Source organism: Streptomyces sp. NPDC127108, from assembly GCF_042677545.1.
Lineage (GTDB): Bacteria > Actinomycetota > Actinomycetes > Streptomycetales > Streptomycetaceae > Streptomyces.
In genome coordinates, this window is sequence record NZ_JBHXTE010000001.1 from 321,264 (window position 1) to 338,821 (window position 17,558).

A 17,558-nucleotide genomic window follows, 5' to 3' on the forward strand; every position below is an offset into this window, starting at 1 on the left:
ATGCAAAGATCGCTCGTTCGCGATGAGTTCCGGCGCGCACAACTGGCCATCGCGGCGCTGTTCTGCGTCCTGGGCTTCCAGTACGCCACGTGGGCGGCCAGGCTGCCCGCGCTCAAGTCCCGGCTCGACCTGTCCGAGGCCGAGCTGGGGCTGCTCCTGATGGCCTGCGGGGTGGGCGCGGCGGCGTCCTTCCCGCTGGTCGCCGCGCTCACCCGACGCTGGGGCTCGCGGCGCCTCGCGCTGGTGTCGGCCCTGTTCCTCGGCGTGCTCCTGCTCGCCCTCGCCGCCGCGCCGAACTACCCGGTCGCCCTCGTCGTCATGTGCGCCGACGGCGTGGGCGTCGGCTGTCTGAACGTCGCCATGAACGCGCAGGGCGCCGCGCTCGAGGCCCGGCACGAGCGGACCGCCATGTCGCAGCTGCACGCGACGTTCAGCGCCGGTTCGCTGGGCGCCGCGCTCCTCGCCTCCGGCATGAGCGCGCTGAGTTCGTCGGTGGCGCTGCACTTCGGCGTCGCCACCGTGCTGGTGCTGCTGTTGACGCTGTTCGCCCAACCGGCGCTGCTTCCGGACGAGAAGCCCGCCGCCGCGGCCGCGGAACCGGCTGCGGACCCTGCCGCCGAACAGGACGCCGACGCCCCGCGGAAGAAGGCGAAGAAGGCTTGGAGCCTGCCCTCCCGGGTCACCCTGTGGATGGGCGGCGCCATGGTGTGCGGCACCGTGGCGGAGGGCGCCATGAACGACTGGTCGGCGCTGTACCTGAAGGAGGTCGCCGACGCGTCGGCGCGCCTCGCGCCGCTCGGCATCGCCGTGGTCTCCGTCATGATGGTGCTCGCCCGGCTCTTCGCCGACGGCTGGCGCACCCGGTTCGGCGACGGCCGCGTCGTGCGCGTGGGCAGCCTCCTGGCCGCCGCGGGCCTCGCGTTCGCCCTCCTCGCCGGTGGTGTCGTACCGGCCCTGATCGGCTTCGCCTGCATGGGCCTCGGCATCGCGGCCGTCACGCCGTGCGTGTACGTGGCGGCGGCCAGGCAGGGCTCGGAGGCACTGGCCCTGGTCGCCGCGATGGGAACGACCGGCCTGCTCGCCGGCCCACCGCTCATCGGCTTCCTCGCCCACGGCACGAGCCTGGTCTGGGGCATGGCGGCAGTGGCGGTCTCGGCGTCGCTGGTGTCGGTGTGCTCGGCGCGGATCGGCTGGCCGAAGGCTGCGGCGCGGGGAGCGGACGCGGAGACGGACGCGGAGGCGGAGGTGGAGGTGGAGGCGAAGGCGTGAGGGGGCGGGCGGGGCGCCTCGGGGACGGGGAGGACCGCCCCGGACGGAGGTAGACCGCCTCCGTACGGGGTGGGCCGTCACGAGCGAGTGGACCGCTTCGGCAGCGCGCCGAGGCGGTCCGGCTTCTCTCCACAGGCAGTCGGATGCCCACCTCCGTAGCGGCGCCTAAGCAGCTGTCACGCAGGGAACCGCTCGGGACAGAAGTCCGCGAGCAGCTCGTCCCTCTTCCCGCTGAGGATCTCCGAGGCCAGCAGGCGGCCGATCACCGGCCCGAGCGTGATGCCGCTGTGAGTGACGGCCTCGTAGTAGCCCGGCACGGACAGCACCGCTCCCACCGAGGGGAAACCGTCTGCGGGGATGGGCCGGTCGACGATTCGTGTCTCCGCGATGCGGGCGTCGCCAAGCTCGGGGACGACGTGGCGCGCCGATTCGCGGAGCATCCGGGCGAGTTGGCCTGGGTCTTCGCCGGTGTCGATGAGGGCGTCGATCTCGCGGCTGTGGAGGACCACCGAAGTGTCTCCGTCGGGACGTATCTCGATGTGAGGCGCGTGCATGGCTCGGTGCAGGGGGACCTGAGCACAGTCGAGCCGGGTGAGGACGCCGGGTTCCCTGCGCATCGGCAGGTGCCGAGCGACGAGCCCGGCGACGAGAGACGCGCTGGGACCCGCCGCGTTCACGACGATGTCGACGTCGAGACGGCTGCCGTCGGACAGGGCGACTGTCCGGACGCTCCCGTCGGCATCGGTACCGATGTCACGGACCGCGGTGCCGGAACGGAGCTCGGCGCCTGACGCGACGGCCTCGCCGACCAGGCGGCCGACGAGGTGACGCCCGTGCACCCAGGCTTCGTCGGGATAGAACACGACGGGAAGCGTGTCGGGCAGTACGAGAGCAGGTTCTAGGCGGCTGCGGACCTCGGCGCCCGTGTACGTCTCGACTCGGTAGTCCCAGCGGCCCAGCAGTTCGGCCGTTTCCAGGAGTTCGGCCTCCGCTGCGGGATCGTCCGCCCACCGCAGGTGGCCGCTGGGGTGCCACCACGGGTCCGGCCCGATGGTCCCGGCGAGCTCACGGTGGGCCGCCATGCCCGCGACGTTCAGGTCGAAGTAGGACCTGCGCGCGGTCTTGGTGCTGGCGTTGGCCCACGAGAAGGACCAGTTGGTGACGCCTTCCCCTGGTCGGCCCGCGTCGATGAAGACCACCTCGGCGCCGAGCCGGGACAGGTTCCAGCCCACACTCGCCCCGACGATGCCCACGCCGACGACTGCGACACGTCGGACACCAGCGCGTCCAGGCCACTCCACGGATCCGCTTCCCACGAACGCCCCCTTGGCTACGGGTTGCAATTGAGCACAATGCCCTCATTCACAAGGCAATGGTCGTTGCCTTCGCCGCCGTCGACTTCGCCCTCGTTCAGCAGGACCTGGATCTCATCGTCTCCGGGGTTGCCATGGATTCTCTCGTTGACGCCGGGGGCCGAGAAGGCGGCGGTGGGCCAGGCCGGCATCGCGGTCACAGCTGCGATACGGGCCACCCGGTGGAGTTCGTACGGCGCGGACGCCTGTATCCGATGCTCATGACGCGAGCATCAGCCGGACCCGCCGCCCCGTCACCGGATCGGAAGTCGACGTCACCCACATGTGGCGCCCCTTCATCCCCCTGGCTCAGGCCCCGCGAACACCCCCGTCAAGCCACAGCCCGAGCCTCCAAGCGGCAAGCAGCCACCGCCTCCTCGGGCGTCATCGCGGCCCCACGCGCGAACGCGGCCCCGAACTCCTCCTCGTCCAGGCATTCGCGCACCACGGCACTGATCCGGTCGACGTCACCGCGCTCGGCGGGCGGCAGGGGCATGCCGACCGACTCCCTCGCCGTGTGCGCCGCTCCGAGGAGGACGGCGGCGCACGCGGGGCGGCAGTCGGCGGCGTGGGCTCCGGCCAGGCCTTCCAGGGCGAAGGCCTGGGCGCGTGCGTCTCCGGTGTTGCGGGCCGCGGCCCAGCCCTCCAGGTGGAGTCGCAGGGACGTCGCCGCGTCGCCGCGCTGTTCGGCGATGAAGCCGAGTTCGGCGAGGGCGAGGGCGATGCCCGGTTCGAAGGCCGTGTGGGTGAACCACTGGAGGACTTGGCGGAGCCGGGTCTCGGCGGCCTCGAGGTGGCCCGCGCGGCGGGCGCCGAGGGCGAGGCCGGTCTCGGCGCGGATGACGCCCGGCTTGAAGCTGTGCTCGACGGCGATCCGCATGGCTCGTTCGTGGAAGGCGCGCGCCGCGTCGTGGTCGCCGGTGAGGGTGGCGGTGCTGCCGAGGCCCCAGAGCTGGTCGGTGGCCTCGGGCCACAGGCCGAGGTCCTCGGCGATGCGCAGTCCGTCCTCGTGGAGCCGGGCGGCCCGCCGGTAGTCGCCGGTCATCTGGGCGAGTCCGGCGAGGGGTTCGACGGTCAGCAACTGCCCCCAGCTGTCGCCGAGTTCGGAGAAGAGGGCCGCGCTCCGGCGTCCGGCGTCCTCAAGGGTTTCGAGGTCGCCGCGTACGTGGGCCTGGTTGGCGCGGACGCACAGGGCCGCGGCGAGGCCCCACTGGTCGTCGAGGGCGCGGAATCCGTCGAGGGCGAGGCGGATCAGCTCTTCGCTGGCGGCCTGGTCGCCCACGCCGAACAGGGCGAAGCCGAGGAACCACTGGGCGCGGGCGCCCTCGCGCCGGTCCGTGATGTCCTTGGAGAGTTCGACGGCGCCCCAGTTCCACTCCGTGCGGTCGGCGTCGTCGCCGACGAGCACGGCGAATCCGGCCTGCCAGGCCCGCGCCTGGGCCCGGGCGGAGACGAGGGACTCCGGGGTCGCGGCGGGTCCCGCATGCCGTCGCGACGTGTCCAGCGCGGCTTCGAGGGATCTGACGGCCTCCCTGAGACGCCCCCTCAGGAACCAGTACCAGGCGAGCGCGTTCACCAGGCGCAGCGCGTGGTGGGCGGCGCCGTCGCGCACGGCCTCGTCGAGGGCGCGGCGCAGGTTGGCGGCTTCGGCGTCCAGGAGCCGCAGTCGGCGTCGCTGGTCGTGGCCGCGCAGGTGGGGCGCGGCGCGTTCGGCGAGTGCGGTGTAGTGGTCACGGTGCCGACGGCGTACGCTCCCGGCCTCGCCCGCTTCCTCCAGGCGGGCCGCGCCGTAGTGGGCGACGGACTCCAGGAGCCGGTAGCGCAGCCCGTCGCCGCTGTCGACGGCGACGACCAGTGAGCGGTCCACCAGGCGTGCGAGCAGGTCGAAGACTTCCTCGGGCGGCAGGCCTTCACCCGCACACACCTCTTCGGCCGCGGCCAGTGTGCAGCCGTCGGTGTGCGCGGCGAGCCTGCGGAGCACGGTCCGTTCGGGTGCGGTCAGCAGCTCCCAGCTCCAGTCGATCATCGCCCGCAGGGTCTGCTGTCGGGGCGGGGTGCCCCGGTGTCCGGTGGCGAGCAGCCGGAACCGGTCGTCGAGCCGGGCCACCAACTCCCTGACGCCGAGCGCCCGTACGCGCGTGGCGGCGAGTTCGAGGGCCAGCGGGATTCCGTCGAGCCGACGGCAGACCGTCGCGACGTCGTGAGCGTTGCCCGCGTCGAGGCGGAAGCCGGGGGCCGTGGCGGTGGCCCGCGCGACGAAGAGCCGTACGGCGCTGGCGCGTGCCACGTCCGCCACGTCCTCGTCCCGTGCGGGGTCGGGTACGTCGAGCGGTGGTACGGCCCAGATGGCTTCGCCGGGGATGCCGAGGGGTTCCTGGCTGGTGGCGAGGACCCGCAGACCGGGGGCGCGCCGCAGCAGCACGGAGGCCAGGTCGGCGACGGCGTCGACCACGTGCTCGCAGTTGTCGAGGACCAGCAGCAGCCGCTGGTCGCCGAGCGCTTCGGCGAGCCGGTCGGCGGGTGCGGCGGGGCTGCCCGGGGCGACGGCTTCGGAGGCGGTCTCCTCGCGGATGCCGAGCGCGGCCATGACCGCCTCCGCGACGGCGTGCGGCGCGTCCGCCGGTTCCGTACGCCCCCGCGACGCGAGCTCGACCAGCAGGACGCCGTCGGGGAAGTCACCGGCCACCTGGGCCGCCACGGCGAGCGCGAGCCGCGTCTTGCCCACCCCGCCCGCCCCGGTCAGCGTCAACTGCCGCACCGAGCCGAGCCGGGACGTCACCTCGGCCAACGCGCTCTGGCGGCCGATGAGTTCGGTGAGGGGCACGGGCAGGTCGGGGCGCGGGCGTGGGGCGGGAGGCGGTGCGGGGTGCGACTCTTCGCTGGGTGCGGGGCACGACTCGTCGCCGTGTGCGGGGCGGTCTGCGCCGCTGCGTACAGGGGGGTCTGCGTGGCGTCGCGTGGCGCGGTCGCGTTCAGGTCGTACGGCACGGTCTGCGCCATGTCGTACAGCGCGGTCTTCCCCTTGTCGTACGGCACGGTCGTCCTCGACGCGCACCGCCCGGGAGCCGTCAGCCGACACCGCACGGGCCCGAGGCAGCACCGCCCCCGCGCCGAGCGCCGGATCCTGCTCCAGGATCGCCTGCTGCAGGGCGACCAGCTCCGGCCCCGGGTCGAGCCCCAGCTCGTCCGCGAGCCGGACCCTCAGCTCCCGGTACGAGGCCAGCGCGTCGCCCGTCCTGCCCGCGCCGTAGAGCGCGCGCATCTGCACCGCGCGGAGCCGCTCCCGCAGCGGGTGCTCGGCGACGAGCGCGCCCAGTTCCCCGGCCACGTCGCTGTACGCGCCGAGCTCGACGCGCGCCTCCGCGTGCTCCTCCACGGCGGCGAGCCGAGCCTCCTCCAGGCGGACCGCGACCGGCCGTGCGAACGGGGTGTCCTCGAAGCCCGCGAACGCCGTACCGCGCCAGAGCGCGAGGGCGTCCGACAGGAGCCCCGCGCGGACGACCGGGTCGTCGGCGGCTCGCGCGCGGACCGTCAGCGCGCCGAACCTGCCGGAGTCGACGCTCTCCCGGTCCGCGCGCAGCGCATAGCCGCTCTCCTGAAGCGTCAGGAGCTGACGGCCGCCGGGCTCGGCGTCCTCGAAGGCGCGCCGCACCTGCCACACCTTGGTCTGCAGGGCCGCCGCGGGCTTGCCGGGCAGCTCCTCCTCGCCCCACAGGTCGTCGATCAGCCGGTCCGCGGACGCGGGCCGCCCTTCGTGCGCCAGCAACGCGGCCAGCAGGGCGCGGGTCTTGGGCCCCGGCACGGTGACGGGGTCGCCGTCCGCCGTCCACACGGCCAGTGGCCCCAGCACCCCGAATCGCATGGCGTCACCGTAACTCAGCGCTGTGACCTGCGGGATGGCGGGCGTGAGAGCGCGGTGAGCGGGCGGAGAGCGGTTCGTGAGTGCTCGGCCGCAAGCTGACGTCCGCCCCGGCGATCAAGCCCGGGAGCAGACACCTCTGTGAAAGGTCCCGCCATGAGCACGTCGAACACACCGAGAGCGGCGCACGCGGCGGGACCGAGGGAATGGCTCGGCCTCTTCGTGCTCACGCTGCCCACGATCCTGCTAGCGCTCGACGCGACCGTGCTGAATCTGGCCGTGCCCGACATCAGCGCCGATCTGGGCCCGAGCAGCACCGAGTTGCTGTGGACGGTCGACATCTACGGCTTCATGATCGCCGGGTTCCTGGTGACGATGGGCACGCTGGGCGACCGCATCGGCCGCCGCAGACTCCTGATGTTCGGCGCCCTGGGCTTCGGTCTCGCCTCGGTCCTGGCGGCGACGTCCACCAGCCCCGAGATGCTGATCGCCGCCCGCGCGCTGCTCGGCATCACGGGCGCCACCCTGATGCCGTCCACGCTGGCGCTGATCAGCAACATGTTCAAGGACCCGCGGCAGCGCGGGGTGGCCATCAGCGTGTGGGTCACCTGCTTCTCCGTGGGCATCGCCGTCGGCCCGGTCCTCGGCGGTGTGCTCCTCGAGTGGTTCTGGTGGGGTTCGGTGTTCCTGCTCGGCGTGCCCGTCATGGTCGTGCTGCTGGTGGCCGCGCCGCTGCTGCTCCCGGAGTACCGGGACCCGGCCGCCGGTCGCATCGACGCGGCCAGTGTGGTGCTGTCCCTACTCACGGTGCTTCCGGGCATCTACGGCATCAAGCGGCTCGCCGAGCACGGCATCGACGCCTTCGCGGTCGCGGCGCTGCTGACCGGCGCGGTCTTCGGCGTGCTCTTCGTGCTCCGGCAGCGCCGCCTGGCCGACCCGCTGCTCGACCTGCGGCTGTTCCGGAGCCGCGCGTTCAGCGCCGCGCTCCTGGTGCTGCTCCTCGGCCTGGGTGTGATGGGCGGGCTCTACCTCTTCATCACGCAGTACCTGCAGCTGGTCGAGGGGCTCTCGCCGCTCAAGGCCGGCCTGTGGCTGCTGCCCGCCGCGGTCGCGCTGATCGTCGCCTCGTCGCTGACCCCGGCGCTGACCCGCCGGATCCGTCCCGGGTACGTCGTCGGCGGGACCCTGCTCGTCTCGGTGGTCGGCTACGCCCTGATCACCCAGGTGGACAGCGGCGGCGGGCTGCCCCTCCTGGTGACCGGCCTCGTCCTCGTCTACATCGGCATCAGCCCCATGATGGTCCTCGGCACGGACTTGGTGGTCGGCTCGGCCCCGCCGGAGAAGGCGGGTTCGGCCGCGGCGATGTCCGAGACGGGCATGGAGTTCGGGATCGCCCTCGGCATCGCCGGTCTCGGCAGCGTGGTCGCGGCCGTCTACCGCGACGAGACCGCCGACACGCTTCCCCGTGCCCTCCCCGAGGACGCCGCGCACGCGTCCCGCGACACGCTCGCCAACGCGGACGCCGCGGCCCGTGAACTCCCCGGCCCTCTGGGCGAGCAGCTCCTTGAACCCGCGCAGGAGGCCTTCACCTCCGGCCTGAACGTCGCCGCCGGGATCGCGGGCGCCGTCGTGGCGGTGCTCGCGGTGGCAGCGATGGTGCTGCTGCGGCAGGCGCGGACGGGCTTCGAGGAGGAGGCCGGGGGCGAGACGCCCGCCGAGAGGTCCGGCGAGACGTCCGGCGGGGCCTCGGAGGCGAAGGTTCCTGTGGGCGAGAGTCACTGACGACGACCTGGCAGGGGGTGGTGTGGCGAACCGCGCGTAGAACGCCGTCCGCCACACCACCCCCGTGCCGTGCTGTCGCGTGTGGCCTTACTTCTGAAGAGCGAGATGGAAGCGCGTGTACTCCGCGAACTCCGCCACCCGCTCGAAGCCCAGGCGCCCGAGCAGCGCCACGCTCCGGTCGTTGCCGTGCGTCACCCCGGCGTAGATGTCCGTCGCCGCGAGCTCGCGCGCCGCGTGTCCGTACAGCGCCGCGCAGGCGGCCGTGGCGCGGCCCGCGCCCTGGTGGGCCTCGTCGATCCAGTAGCCGGTGCCGTAGTTCGGCGGGTCGACGGCGATGAGGTCGACGCGGCCGATCAGTTCGCCGCCGAGGCGGATGCCGTAGCGCAGATCAGGTCCGGGGTCGTCGGCCAGGTGGGCGCGGACCCAGGCCGGGGTGGCGCGGCTCTCCTCCTGGTAGTCGCCGAGGCGGCTCAGGTGCTGCCGGTTGCGGTCCAGGAGCGCGTAGTACGCGTCGGCGTCCTCGGCGGTCAGTTCCTGGAGCACCAGGTCCGGCAGCTCCGTGGGGAGGTCGGGGACCCGGTCGCGGGGAGTCGCGGATTTCGTCACGCCGCCGAACGTACGAGTGCGTGGGCCCGGCGCTCAACAGAATTACCGTGCATCGGCCGGAAGGCGTTCACCTACCCGTCTGCTGGCCCTCCCCGCTGGGGCGAGAAGGACCAGCATCCTCCCTAACGGCGTCTATGTGGAACGGGTGTGCCGGGCGACGGACAGTTCGCAGTGACCGTCCACGCACGAACGTCGCAGTCGGCCGTTCGAGATGGTCTGCAGCAGCCCGATCGCCCAGCACATGGGGCACCCGCGCAAGGCGAGCAGCCCCAGCGGCGCCAGCAGCAGGCCGACCGGCCCGACCACCGGGATCAGCAGCACCGAACCGGCCAAGGCACCGAATCCCAGCGCGCCGCGCGCCAGATGCCGGGGCAACGACGTGCTGGCGAAGCTCCGCCGGTCAGTCATGGCCCGCTCCCGGAAGAGGATCGGGTGTCGCCTGCAATGCCTGGCGGACCGCCGCACGGGCACGGTGCAGCCTCGATTTCATCGCCGCGGTGCTCAGGCCGAGCGCATCGGCGACCATCCGCCCGCTGTAGCCCTGGATGTCCCGCAGGATCAGCACACGCCGCTGGTCGGCGGGCAGGTCGGCGATCGCCGCCGCCACCCGGCCCGCTTCCAGGCGTTGCAGCACCTCGTCCTCGAACGACGGCACCACGGTGTCCGGGACCGGCCCGTGGCTGCGCAGGCTCAGTCGCGCCCGCCGCAGACACTCGTTGCGCACGATCCGGAACATCCACGACGCCAGGGCTCCGGAAGCCCGCAGCATTCCGATCTTGCGATACAGGATGATCAGCGCTTCCTGCGCGGCGTCCTCCGCGTCCTGAGGAGTGGCGCACAACGAGTAAGCGAACCGCTGCACATGCGGGTGCGAGCCGCTCACCAGCGCGGCCGTGGCTTCCACATCACCCTCCTGTGCCGCGGCGATCAACTGGTCCCCGGGCCATTTCACGTCAGCCACGCGAGCGCCCCCGCTGACGCCGCACGACGAGAGTGCACGCGCAGATGAGCACAGCCGCGACGATGACGGCACCAATGATCACGACAAACCTCCAGTTCCTGTGCCGACGGAGCTGTCCGCACATGCACAAGAGGCACCAGGGCCGCCAAAGGATTCACCCCTCCTGCGGCGGGGCCGGGCGGGTGGCTTCCGGGCGCACGGTCCAGATCGCGCCCAGCGGGGTGAGCCCCAGGCCGCGGGCCACCGCCCGGGAGGCGTGGTTCGTGCTGGTCGTGCTGTAGAAGAGGACGTCCTTGGTGGGGCGTACGCGCTGTGCCCAGGCCGCGACGCAGGCACGGGCGAGGCCGCGGCCCCGGTGGTCGGGGCGGGTCCAGATGCCCGCCTCGGCGGCGAGGTCGTTGGCCGCGGGGGTGTGGCAGATCGACACGGGTTCCCGGCCGTGCATGGCCATGGCCCACTCCCCCAGGCTCCCGCCGATGAGGTCGGCCCACTCGCCGGGCTGCCAGTTGTCGGGGCGGATCAGGTCCCGCGCGGCCGCCCGGCCCTCGGTGGTGGAGGCCAGGACGGGCAGCGGGCCGGGGGCCGGGACGGCAAGTCGCGCGGGGAAGAGCCAGGACGGGCCGCCCTCGACGGACGCCGTCTGGCCGCCCAGGTGGGCGGCCAGACGCTCCAGCGTGCGGGGCGGCCGGTCCGGGTCGTACGGCTCGTCGTCGACGTGGGCGACGGGCTCGCCGTCCGCGCGGGGCGCGACACCGGGGCCGAGGGCCAGCAGCCGGGCCCGCGGCGACCACGCCCAGACGGCAAGGACGGTCGCGTCCCGCACGGCGGGCGGTTCCCCCGATTCCGCGACGAGCCCGTGGATCGCGTCGACCTCCAGGGCGAGGAGCCGCGCCTCGTCCCCGATCGGTTCCCCTCGGGCCGCCTGGTCCCCGGCCGCCCCGCCCCTCTTCGACCCGCCCCTGCTCACCATCTCGTCAGGCTACTGACCTTCCGGGCGTGATGTCGTGGAGGGCTGACAGGTGACGGCCGTCGCGCTAGGTCTGAACCATGAGGTATCCGCAAGGCGGTGGGCTGACGGCCGAGCGGCGGGCGTTTCGGGAGCGCATCCGGATGGAGGCCGCCGGGATGTTCGCCGCGGGGCAGGACAACATGGTGGTGGCCAGGCAACTGCGGGTCAGCTTGCGTTCGGTGCAACGCTGGCGCGCTGCCTGGCAGGACGGCGGACAGCAGGCCCTGCATTCCAGGGGGTCGGCTGCCCGGCCGAAGCTGAGCGAGGCCCTGTTCGCAGTCCTGGAGCAGGAATTGGCAAAAGGGCCACTCGCACACGGCTGGCAGGACCAGACCTGGACCCTGGCGAGGATCAAGACGCTGATCGGGCGCCGGTTCCACAAGAGGCTCTCGCTGTCGGCGATCGCGGAAATGCTGCACCGCCACGGGTTCAGCCACCAGGTCCCGGCCCGGCGGGCGCTGGAGCGGGACGAGGACGCGGTGACCGGCTGGGTGAAGGACACGTGGCCCCAGGTGGAAGCACCGCGGCGGCGCTCGGCGGCTGGATCGTCTTTGAGGACCAGGCCGGCTTCTCGATGACGCCGCCCACCTCCCGCACCTGGTCCAGGCGCGGGCACACCCCGGTGGTCCGGGTCAGGGGACGATCCCGGGGCCGGGTCTCGGTGGCCGCTCTGTGCTGCTACAAACCCGGCGAGCGATCGCGCCTGATCTACCGGCACATCCTCCACGACCCCCATGGCGGCCATACGAAATCCGGACGCCGCAGCTTCTCCTGGACCGACTATCGCGATCTGCTGAGCGCCGCCCATAAACAGCTCGGCGCTCCGCTCGTTCTGGTGTGGGACAACCTCAACACTCATCGCACAGTGGGGCTTCGCGACTTCGTCGCCGAGCACGGCTGGATCACCGTCTTCCAGCTGCCGTCCTACACTCCCGACCTCAACCCGGTGGAAGGGGTCTGGTCCACACTGCGGCGCAGACGACAGGCCAACACCGCCTTCGCCGACCCCAACCATCTGCTGAGAGCCCTGCGGCAGGGCCTCCGCCAGATCCAGTACCGCAGCGACCTCATCGACGGATGCCTCACCGCAACCGGCCTTACCTCGACGACATCACCCCCTGAAGGTCAGTAACTCCGCAGGATCTTCCGGGCCTTGTCGAAGGCCGAGTCCCGGTTCTTCTCGAACTCCTCCTCCGTGAAGACCGGTTCGGTCAGGTGCGGGGGGATACCGGGGCCGTCGAAGGTGGTTCCCGACCGGGTCAGGAACTCCTCGTTCGGCAGCCACGTCCCCATACCGGCGGCGGGCAGCCTGCGCGGCAGGACGTCGGAGAACACGCCCTGCGTGGACTGCCCGATCCGCACGGACGAGCCCGGCCGGTCGATCAGTGCCTGGACGAACGTCTCGCCCGCGCTCACCGTCGACCCGCCCGTGAGCACGGCGACGGGTCCGGTGTAGCGGGGCCCGGCGGCGGGCGTGACGCGTACGGGCTGCGGGCGGGTGTGCCGCGTGGGGTCGGCGGGGTCGTTGCGGGCGCGCTTGGAGTAGGCGACGTAGCCGGTGTCGGTGAGGCGCCCGGCGAGATGCACGCCCAGGGCGTCCGAGCCGCCGCCGTTGATCCGCAGGTCGATGATCAGGCCGCGCAGCTTCCGGGTGCGGTCCTTGGTGAAGACGGCTTCCAGCGCCCGGTCCAGCTCGGCGAGATCCTCGGCATACGGGGAGCCGGTGCCCGCGTACCCGCTGAAGCCGGAGATCCGCAGATAGCCCTGGCCGTCCGGCAGGTCGGCGTAGGTGATGCGGCCCTTGGCGAAGTCCTGGACGTGCTCGGCGTCCTTCAGGTCGCGTGCGAGCACGAACTTCTTCACCCGGGCGTCCAGTTCCTCGCTGGGCGGCACCGTTCCGGACCGTCCCCGGTTGAAGACCTTGTCGCCGTACCCCACCCCGGAGTGCATGTCCTCGAGCGGGTCGAGCATCTGGGAGAAGATCGTGAACAGTTCCTCGGTGGTGGTGTCGGCGTGCACCTTGGGGCGGTACCGGTCGCGCATCGCGTGCCAGTCGATGCCCTTGGCGGCGAAGAACGGGTAGTTCTCCTCGTACGTCTGCCAGAACGTGTCGAAGGTGGCCACGGGGCCCTGCGGTGCCGGTCGTGTGCAGGTGGCGGGGAGCTTCCCGACGCGCCGCAGCTCCTGGTGGCCCGTGGTGCCGTCCATGTGCAGGATCGCCCGGTCCCGGTCGGGCCCCGCGCGCAGGGTCAGGCCGACGCCGTTCCCGTCGAGGTAGCGACCGGGGCCCGTCCGCTTCGCGACGTCGCCCTTGAGACAGCTCACGGACGTGGTCTCGTACTCCTGGAGCACGCCATCACGAATCGACCACACCGCACCATATCCATCCACACGCCACAAACCAGATGTCGGTGACTCCGCTCGGGCTGCTGCCGGTGCGGTCTTCGCTGGTGTGATCGCTGTCGCCGCCCCCGCGGTGACACCTGACCCCACGGTGAGAGTCAGAGCCGCCATCGCAGCCGTCGTCACCCTTCGCATGTGCATTCCTCCCGTTTCGGTGTTTCCCCTCCTTCGAGAACATGTCCCGGCCCTCACAGCCGAGAAACGTGACCCGGCTCTCAAAGCAATCTCTTCGCTTTCTGTTATGCCGCCCCAGCCCGCAGGATCTCCCCATCAGCGAGGCCACACAGGAACCAGGAGAGGAGAGCGTCGTGCAGCACGATCGGCGGAAGCCCGAGCAGGTCGACGGCGCCGTGGCGGGGCGCCTCGCGCACCCCACCCGCGCGTGCGCCGCGTACACGCGCCACGGCGCGCTCCTCGCTCCCACGAAGCGGGTCCCGACCGGCCCCGCACCCGTACCTCCGCTGGCGGCGGGCACCATCCACCTGACCGCCCCGACCGAGCTCCTCAAGGACACGCACCACGGCGTCCCGTCCCCGGACCGCGCCGACCTGCTCGTTTCCTCTGTCCGTCCCCTTCCGACCACACCGAGGCGTTCCCCCACACCATGAATCCACAAGATCCGGCAGACCCGCTGTCCCACCCCCACCCCGCCGACCCCACGGCGCCCGGCGGCCCCTACCCGCACCACCCCGACCCGTACGCGTACGACGCGGCCACCGGCCCGGGGCAGGCGTACCCCTCGCCGCACGGCGCCGACGCGCACCTCGTCGACGGCGTCACGGCGATATCCCCGGCCGCGTCCGGAGCCTCGGGCTCCCGCGCCGAGCTGCGGCAGCGGCGCACCACGCGGCGCCGTCGGCAGGCCATCGCGGCGGGGGCGGGCATCGCGGCGATCGCGACGCTGACCGCCGTCATGCAGTGGGGCTCGGACGGCTCCGACACCCCCGAGAAGACGGCCGCCGCGGCCGCCCTGGACACGGACAAGGACACGGACGGGCCCACGCCGTCCAGCAAGGCGCCGTCCTCCACGCCGAAGGCGAAGAAGTCCAAGGCCGCGTCCCCGTCGAAGCCCGCCGAGCCGAAGAAGGCCAAGCCGGCGAAGCCCTCGAAGAAGCCCACGAAGACACCGACGGCGAAGCCCGAGAAGCCGAAGCCCCCGGCGCCTGTGAAGACGACCCGCCCGACCCCGACGCCGACGCCCAAGGTCCCCTCGGGCGCGGGTTCCGGCTCGACCGCCCAGCAGGTCCTGAACCTGGTCAACGCCGAACGCCAGAAGGCCGGTTGCCGCCCGGTCACCAACAACAGCAAGCTCGCCCTGGCCGCGCAGCGGCACTCCGCCGACATGAAGGCCCGCAACTACTTCTCGCACACCTCCCCCGACGGCACCGACCCGGGCAAGCGCATCACCGCCGCGGGCTACCGGTGGAGCACCTACGGCGAGAACATCGCCCGCGGCCAGCAGACCGCCAAGTCGGTCATGACCTCCTGGATGAACAGCTCGGGCCACCGCGCCAACATCCTCAACTGCTCGTTCAAGGAGCTGGGGGTGGGCATCGTGAAGGGCTCCGGCGGACCGTGGTGGACGCAGAACTTCGGCGCGCGGTGAGCAGGTGACCTCAGCGGTCGGTGACCTCCGTGCCTCGGCGCGCGGCCGTCACCGGCCGCCGACCGCCTCCGCACCGGCTCCCCGACGCCCCCGACCGGGGCTCGTACGCCCTCAGTAGCCCGTGACGTCGGCCGCTTCGACGTTCCGGCCGCCCGCGCAGCGCCGCTGGGCGAGGGCGAGGTTCCTGCGGCTCGTGGCCACCCGCGGGTGATCGGGGCCGAGGGTGCGACAGCGTGCGACGAGCACCGCCTCGTTCTCGGCCCTGGCCTCGTCCGCCCTGCCCTGGTCGAGGAGGATCGCGGCGTGGTTGCTGCGGCTGGTCAGCGTGTCGGGGTGGTCCTCGCCGAGCACCCGGGCGCGGGCTTCGAGCGCCGCGCGGCTCTCGCGCTCGGCCTCGGCGAGCCGGCCGAGGTCGCGCAGCGCCACGGCGAGGTTGCTGCGGGAGCCGAGGGTGTCCGGGTGGTCCGCGCCGAGCAGCCTGGTGCGGTCGGCGAGGACGGCGCGGATCTCGGCCTCGGCCTCCGCGGCCCGCCCCTGCTCCCGCAGGATCCAGGCCAGGTCGCTGTGGATGGTGAGGGTGTCGGGGTGGCCCGCGCCGCAGACCCTGCGGCTTGCTCTGAGCACCTCCCGGCATTCGGCCTCGGCCTCGTCGAAGCGTCTGAGGTCCTTCAGGACCCAGGCGAAGTTGGCCCGGCTGCGCAGCGTGTCCGGGGCGTCGGGGCCCAGCACCTCGCGCCGGGCGAGCAGGGTGTTGCGGTGCTCGACCTCGGACTCCTGCCACTTGCCCTGGGCGTACAGGACCTCGGCGAGGTTGTTGCGGCTGCGCAGCGTGTCGGGGTCCAGCGGGCCGAGGGCCTCCTGCCTGATGCGCAGGGTGGTGCGGTGTTCGGCTTCCGACTCGCGCCACTTGCCCTGGGCGTAGAGCACTTCGGCGAGGTTGTTGCGGCTGCGCAGGGTGTCCGCGTGCCGCTCGCCGAACACGTCCGCGCTGACGGCGAGCACCACGCGGGCGAGGTCGTGGGCGGCCGCGTAACTCCCGGCGGTCCGCAGCCCTTCCACGGCCTTCATCGCCTCGGGCAGCAGGTCCGTGGAGGCGGTGCGTGGCAGGGGCTCGCCCGTGAGGACCGCCGCGAAGTGCGGTGCCACCAGGATCCACCAGGGCGCTTCGGCGGGATCGTGCCCCGCGTGGTCCCGGCAGACCTCGGCGAGGAGGTGGGCCACCAGCTCCGAGGCGTCCCGGTGGGCGTCGTCGGTGCGCATCCGGTGCCGGTTGACGTCGACAAGCAGCGGGTGGACGAACAGGCACGGCACGGGCGCGGTGCCCGGCTGGGACGCGCGGTAGACGGTGAGGGAGACCAGGCCGAGGGCGGCGAGGCCCGCCAGGACGTCCTGTGTCTCGTCCGCGGCGGTGACCGTGGTCCGCCCCCGCGCCGGGCCCGTCGGCACCAGTCGGTGGAGCGTCCCGTGGCGGCCGCGGCCGAGCACCCGGCGGCGGCGCAGCACGGACGGTTCGAGCAGGGCCACCGGGACCGGCGCGGCGGCGAACGCGGTGATGAGGCGGAGCAGGGGCCGGGCGGCGGGCAGTCCGCGCGCGGCAAGGAGGTCCAGGGACAACTCCCAGGTCGCGGTGACGACTTCCTGGGGCCGGGCGCCGGCGACGTCGGCGGGGAAGAGCTGGCCGAAGCGGGTCTCCAGGGCGTCGGCGTAGGCGGCGAAGGAGGACACGCCGTCGAGCGCGGCCCGGGTGGAGGCCAGGTAGCGTCCGGCGGCGCGCAGGCCAAGCGGCAGTCCGCCGAGGCGCCGGGAGAGCGCCGCCGCCGCTGCCGCGTCCCCGGCCTCCGTGCCCGCGTCGTCGAGGAGCACCCGCGCGCCGTCGGCGTCGGTGAGCGGCTCGACGGCGTGCAGGACCGCGCCGTCGCCCCAGACGAGGGGGTCGGCCTGACGGCTGGTCACCAGGACGAGCCCGCTGAGCGAGCCACGGATGACGCCGTTGCCGTCGCGGATCGGGACGCCGGTCGCGGTGAGCGCCTCGGGGACGTCGACGTTGTCGAAGACGAGCACCCAGCCGGACGTGCCGTCCAGGTGCGCCCACACCAGGTCGAGCAGCCGTCGCGTGCTCATCCGCGCCCGGTCGACGCGTCCTTCGTCGGCGCCGAGCCCCCGGGCCAGGGCGATCAGGGCGGTGTCGAGCGCGGCGCCGTCGGGGGCCCGCAGCCACCAGGTCGGCAGGCCTCGGGCGCGGGCCCGGGCGCAGGTCTCCAGGGCGATGGAGGTCTTGCCGCAGCCGCCGAGCCCGCACAGCACGTGGAAGCAGCCGTCGGGCGCGGTGGTGAGCCGGGTGAGCCGTCCCACGGTGGTGTCACGGCCGCGGATGCGGCGCGGCCGCAGTCCCCAGGGCGGTACCAGGGAGCCCGTTTCGGAGCCGCCGGGCGCGGGGGCCGGCGGGAGCGGGTCGGTGCGCCGGGCCTCCAGTGCGACCCAGCACACGACGGTGGCCACGAGGAAGCACAGCACCAGCCAGTTCCAGGAACTGGTGAGGAGGTTGACCGCCGCGCCCGCCAGGACCTGTGCGCCCACCACGGCCGACATCGCGAGGCGGCCGTTGCGGCGGCGGGCGTCACCCGACCCGGCCATGTCCTGTCCACGGTCCGGCCGGACGGCACCCGACTGGGCCGAGCCCGACTCCGGTGCGCCGACACGTTCTCGGACCG

At 73.0% G+C, this 17,558-nt stretch carries 15 protein-coding genes; 6 read left to right on the plus strand and 9 right to left on the minus strand.

Annotated features, from left to right (window positions below):
* On the plus strand, positions 1–1,269 hold the full coding sequence (locus tag ACFVHO_RS01410) for an MFS transporter (protein ID WP_385708467.1): 1,269 nt from the start codon (positions 1–3) through the stop codon (positions 1,267–1,269).
* Positions 1,270–1,445: 176 nt separating this feature from the next.
* Here ACFVHO_RS01410 and ACFVHO_RS01415 read toward each other — a convergent pair whose 3' ends face one another.
* The 3 genes from ACFVHO_RS01415 to ACFVHO_RS01425 form a co-directional block, all read right to left on the minus strand.
* The gene (locus ACFVHO_RS01415; protein WP_385708470.1) at positions 1,446–2,585 is read right to left on the minus strand and encodes an NAD(P)/FAD-dependent oxidoreductase; all 1,140 of its coding nucleotides are present in this window, start codon (positions 2,583–2,585) and stop codon (positions 1,446–1,448) included.
* Positions 2,586–2,599: 14 nt separating this feature from the next.
* Positions 2,600–2,782 (minus strand): hypothetical protein, encoded by a 183-nt coding sequence (locus ACFVHO_RS01420; RefSeq protein WP_385708473.1) that lies wholly within the window; start codon positions 2,780–2,782, stop codon positions 2,600–2,602.
* A 170-nt stretch (positions 2,783–2,952) separates the two neighbouring features.
* Positions 2,953–6,483, minus strand: coding sequence for a BTAD domain-containing putative transcriptional regulator (locus ACFVHO_RS01425; protein ID WP_385708476.1), 3,531 nt, complete (start codon positions 6,481–6,483; stop codon positions 2,953–2,955).
* A 153-nt stretch (positions 6,484–6,636) separates the two neighbouring features.
* On the opposite strand from ACFVHO_RS01425, the gene ACFVHO_RS01430 reads away from it, so the two are divergent.
* Positions 6,637–8,262 (plus strand): MFS transporter, encoded by a 1,626-nt coding sequence (locus tag ACFVHO_RS01430; RefSeq protein WP_385708479.1) that lies wholly within the window; start codon positions 6,637–6,639, stop codon positions 8,260–8,262.
* 87 nt (positions 8,263–8,349) lie between these two features.
* Here the strand turns inward: ACFVHO_RS01430 and ACFVHO_RS01435 are convergent, their stop codons facing one another.
* The 4 genes from ACFVHO_RS01435 to ACFVHO_RS01450 all read right to left on the minus strand — a co-directional run bounded on the left by ACFVHO_RS01435 (position 8,350) and on the right by ACFVHO_RS01450 (position 10,799).
* On the minus strand, positions 8,350–8,868 hold the full coding sequence (locus ACFVHO_RS01435) for a GNAT family N-acetyltransferase (RefSeq protein ID WP_385708482.1): 519 nt from the start codon (positions 8,866–8,868) through the stop codon (positions 8,350–8,352).
* 132 nt (positions 8,869–9,000) lie between these two features.
* Positions 9,001–9,276, minus strand: coding sequence for a hypothetical protein (locus ACFVHO_RS01440; RefSeq protein ID WP_385708485.1), 276 nt, complete (start codon positions 9,274–9,276; stop codon positions 9,001–9,003).
* The gene (locus ACFVHO_RS01445) at positions 9,269–9,829 is read right to left on the minus strand and encodes an RNA polymerase sigma factor (protein ID WP_385708488.1); all 561 of its coding nucleotides are present in this window, start codon (positions 9,827–9,829) and stop codon (positions 9,269–9,271) included. Before ACFVHO_RS01445 ends, ACFVHO_RS01440 begins: the two co-directional genes overlap by 8 nt.
* Before the next feature lie 154 nt (positions 9,830–9,983).
* On the minus strand, positions 9,984–10,799 hold the full coding sequence (locus tag ACFVHO_RS01450; RefSeq protein WP_385708490.1) for a GNAT family N-acetyltransferase: 816 nt from the start codon (positions 10,797–10,799) through the stop codon (positions 9,984–9,986).
* A gap of 77 nt (positions 10,800–10,876) precedes the next feature.
* On the opposite strand from ACFVHO_RS01450, the gene ACFVHO_RS01455 reads away from it, so the two are divergent.
* Together ACFVHO_RS01455 and ACFVHO_RS01460 are read left to right on the plus strand one after the other, a co-directional pair.
* Complete coding sequence (locus ACFVHO_RS01455; RefSeq protein WP_385708493.1) at positions 10,877–11,416, plus strand: winged helix-turn-helix domain-containing protein; 540 nt, start codon at positions 10,877–10,879, stop codon at positions 11,414–11,416.
* Positions 11,413–11,970: a transposase gene (locus ACFVHO_RS01460; RefSeq protein WP_385708634.1), complete on the plus strand. Its 558-nt coding sequence runs from the start codon at positions 11,413–11,415 to the stop codon at positions 11,968–11,970. The genes ACFVHO_RS01455 and ACFVHO_RS01460 overlap by 4 nt, the downstream gene beginning before the upstream one ends.
* Here the strand turns inward: ACFVHO_RS01460 and ACFVHO_RS01465 are convergent.
* Positions 11,964–13,352 (minus strand): S41 family peptidase, encoded by a 1,389-nt coding sequence (locus ACFVHO_RS01465; protein ID WP_385708496.1) that lies wholly within the window; start codon positions 13,350–13,352, stop codon positions 11,964–11,966. The two genes, ACFVHO_RS01460 and ACFVHO_RS01465, sit on opposite strands and share 7 nt — an antisense overlap.
* A gap of 197 nt (positions 13,353–13,549) precedes the next feature.
* On the opposite strand from ACFVHO_RS01465, the gene ACFVHO_RS01470 reads away from it, so the two are divergent.
* Positions 13,550–13,849, plus strand: a complete 300-nt coding sequence (locus ACFVHO_RS01470) for a hypothetical protein (protein WP_385708499.1) — start codon at positions 13,550–13,552, stop codon at positions 13,847–13,849.
* A complete protein-coding gene (locus ACFVHO_RS01475) occupies positions 13,846–14,847 on the plus strand; it encodes a CAP domain-containing protein (RefSeq protein WP_385708502.1) in 1,002 nt (333 codons plus the stop codon). The genes ACFVHO_RS01470 and ACFVHO_RS01475 overlap by 4 nt, the downstream gene beginning before the upstream one ends.
* Positions 14,848–14,958: 111 nt before the next feature.
* On the opposite strand, the gene ACFVHO_RS01480 is transcribed toward ACFVHO_RS01475, so the two are convergent.
* A complete protein-coding gene (locus ACFVHO_RS01480; protein WP_385708505.1) occupies positions 14,959–17,481 on the minus strand; it encodes a tetratricopeptide repeat protein in 2,523 nt (840 codons plus the stop codon).
* Positions 17,482–17,558 lie beyond the last annotated feature (77 nt).

What these genes read in the sequence shown, in the direction of transcription:
- ACFVHO_RS01410 (WP_385708467.1), top strand. Translation starts at nt 1, where the DNA reads ATGCAAAGATCGCTCGTTCGCGATGAGTTCCGGCGCGCACAACTGGCC.
- ACFVHO_RS01425 (WP_385708476.1), bottom strand. Translation starts at nt 6,483, where the DNA reads ATGCGATTCGGGGTGCTGGGGCCACTGGCCGTGTGGACGGCGGACGGC.
- ACFVHO_RS01430 (WP_385708479.1), top strand. Translation starts at nt 6,637, where the DNA reads ATGAGCACGTCGAACACACCGAGAGCGGCGCACGCGGCGGGACCGAGG.
- ACFVHO_RS01440 (WP_385708485.1), bottom strand. Translation starts at nt 9,276, where the DNA reads ATGACTGACCGGCGGAGCTTCGCCAGCACGTCGTTGCCCCGGCATCTG.
- ACFVHO_RS01450 (WP_385708490.1), bottom strand. Translation starts at nt 10,799, where the DNA reads ATGGTGAGCAGGGGCGGGTCGAAGAGGGGCGGGGCGGCCGGGGACCAG.
- ACFVHO_RS01455 (WP_385708493.1), top strand. Translation starts at nt 10,877, where the DNA reads ATGAGGTATCCGCAAGGCGGTGGGCTGACGGCCGAGCGGCGGGCGTTT.
- ACFVHO_RS01460 (WP_385708634.1), top strand. Translation starts at nt 11,413, where the DNA reads ATGACGCCGCCCACCTCCCGCACCTGGTCCAGGCGCGGGCACACCCCG.
- ACFVHO_RS01465 (WP_385708496.1), bottom strand. Translation starts at nt 13,352, where the DNA reads ATGGCGGCTCTGACTCTCACCGTGGGGTCAGGTGTCACCGCGGGGGCG.
- ACFVHO_RS01475 (WP_385708502.1), top strand. Translation starts at nt 13,846, where the DNA reads ATGAATCCACAAGATCCGGCAGACCCGCTGTCCCACCCCCACCCCGCC.
- ACFVHO_RS01480 (WP_385708505.1), bottom strand. Translation starts at nt 17,481, where the DNA reads ATGGCCGGGTCGGGTGACGCCCGCCGCCGCAACGGCCGCCTCGCGATG.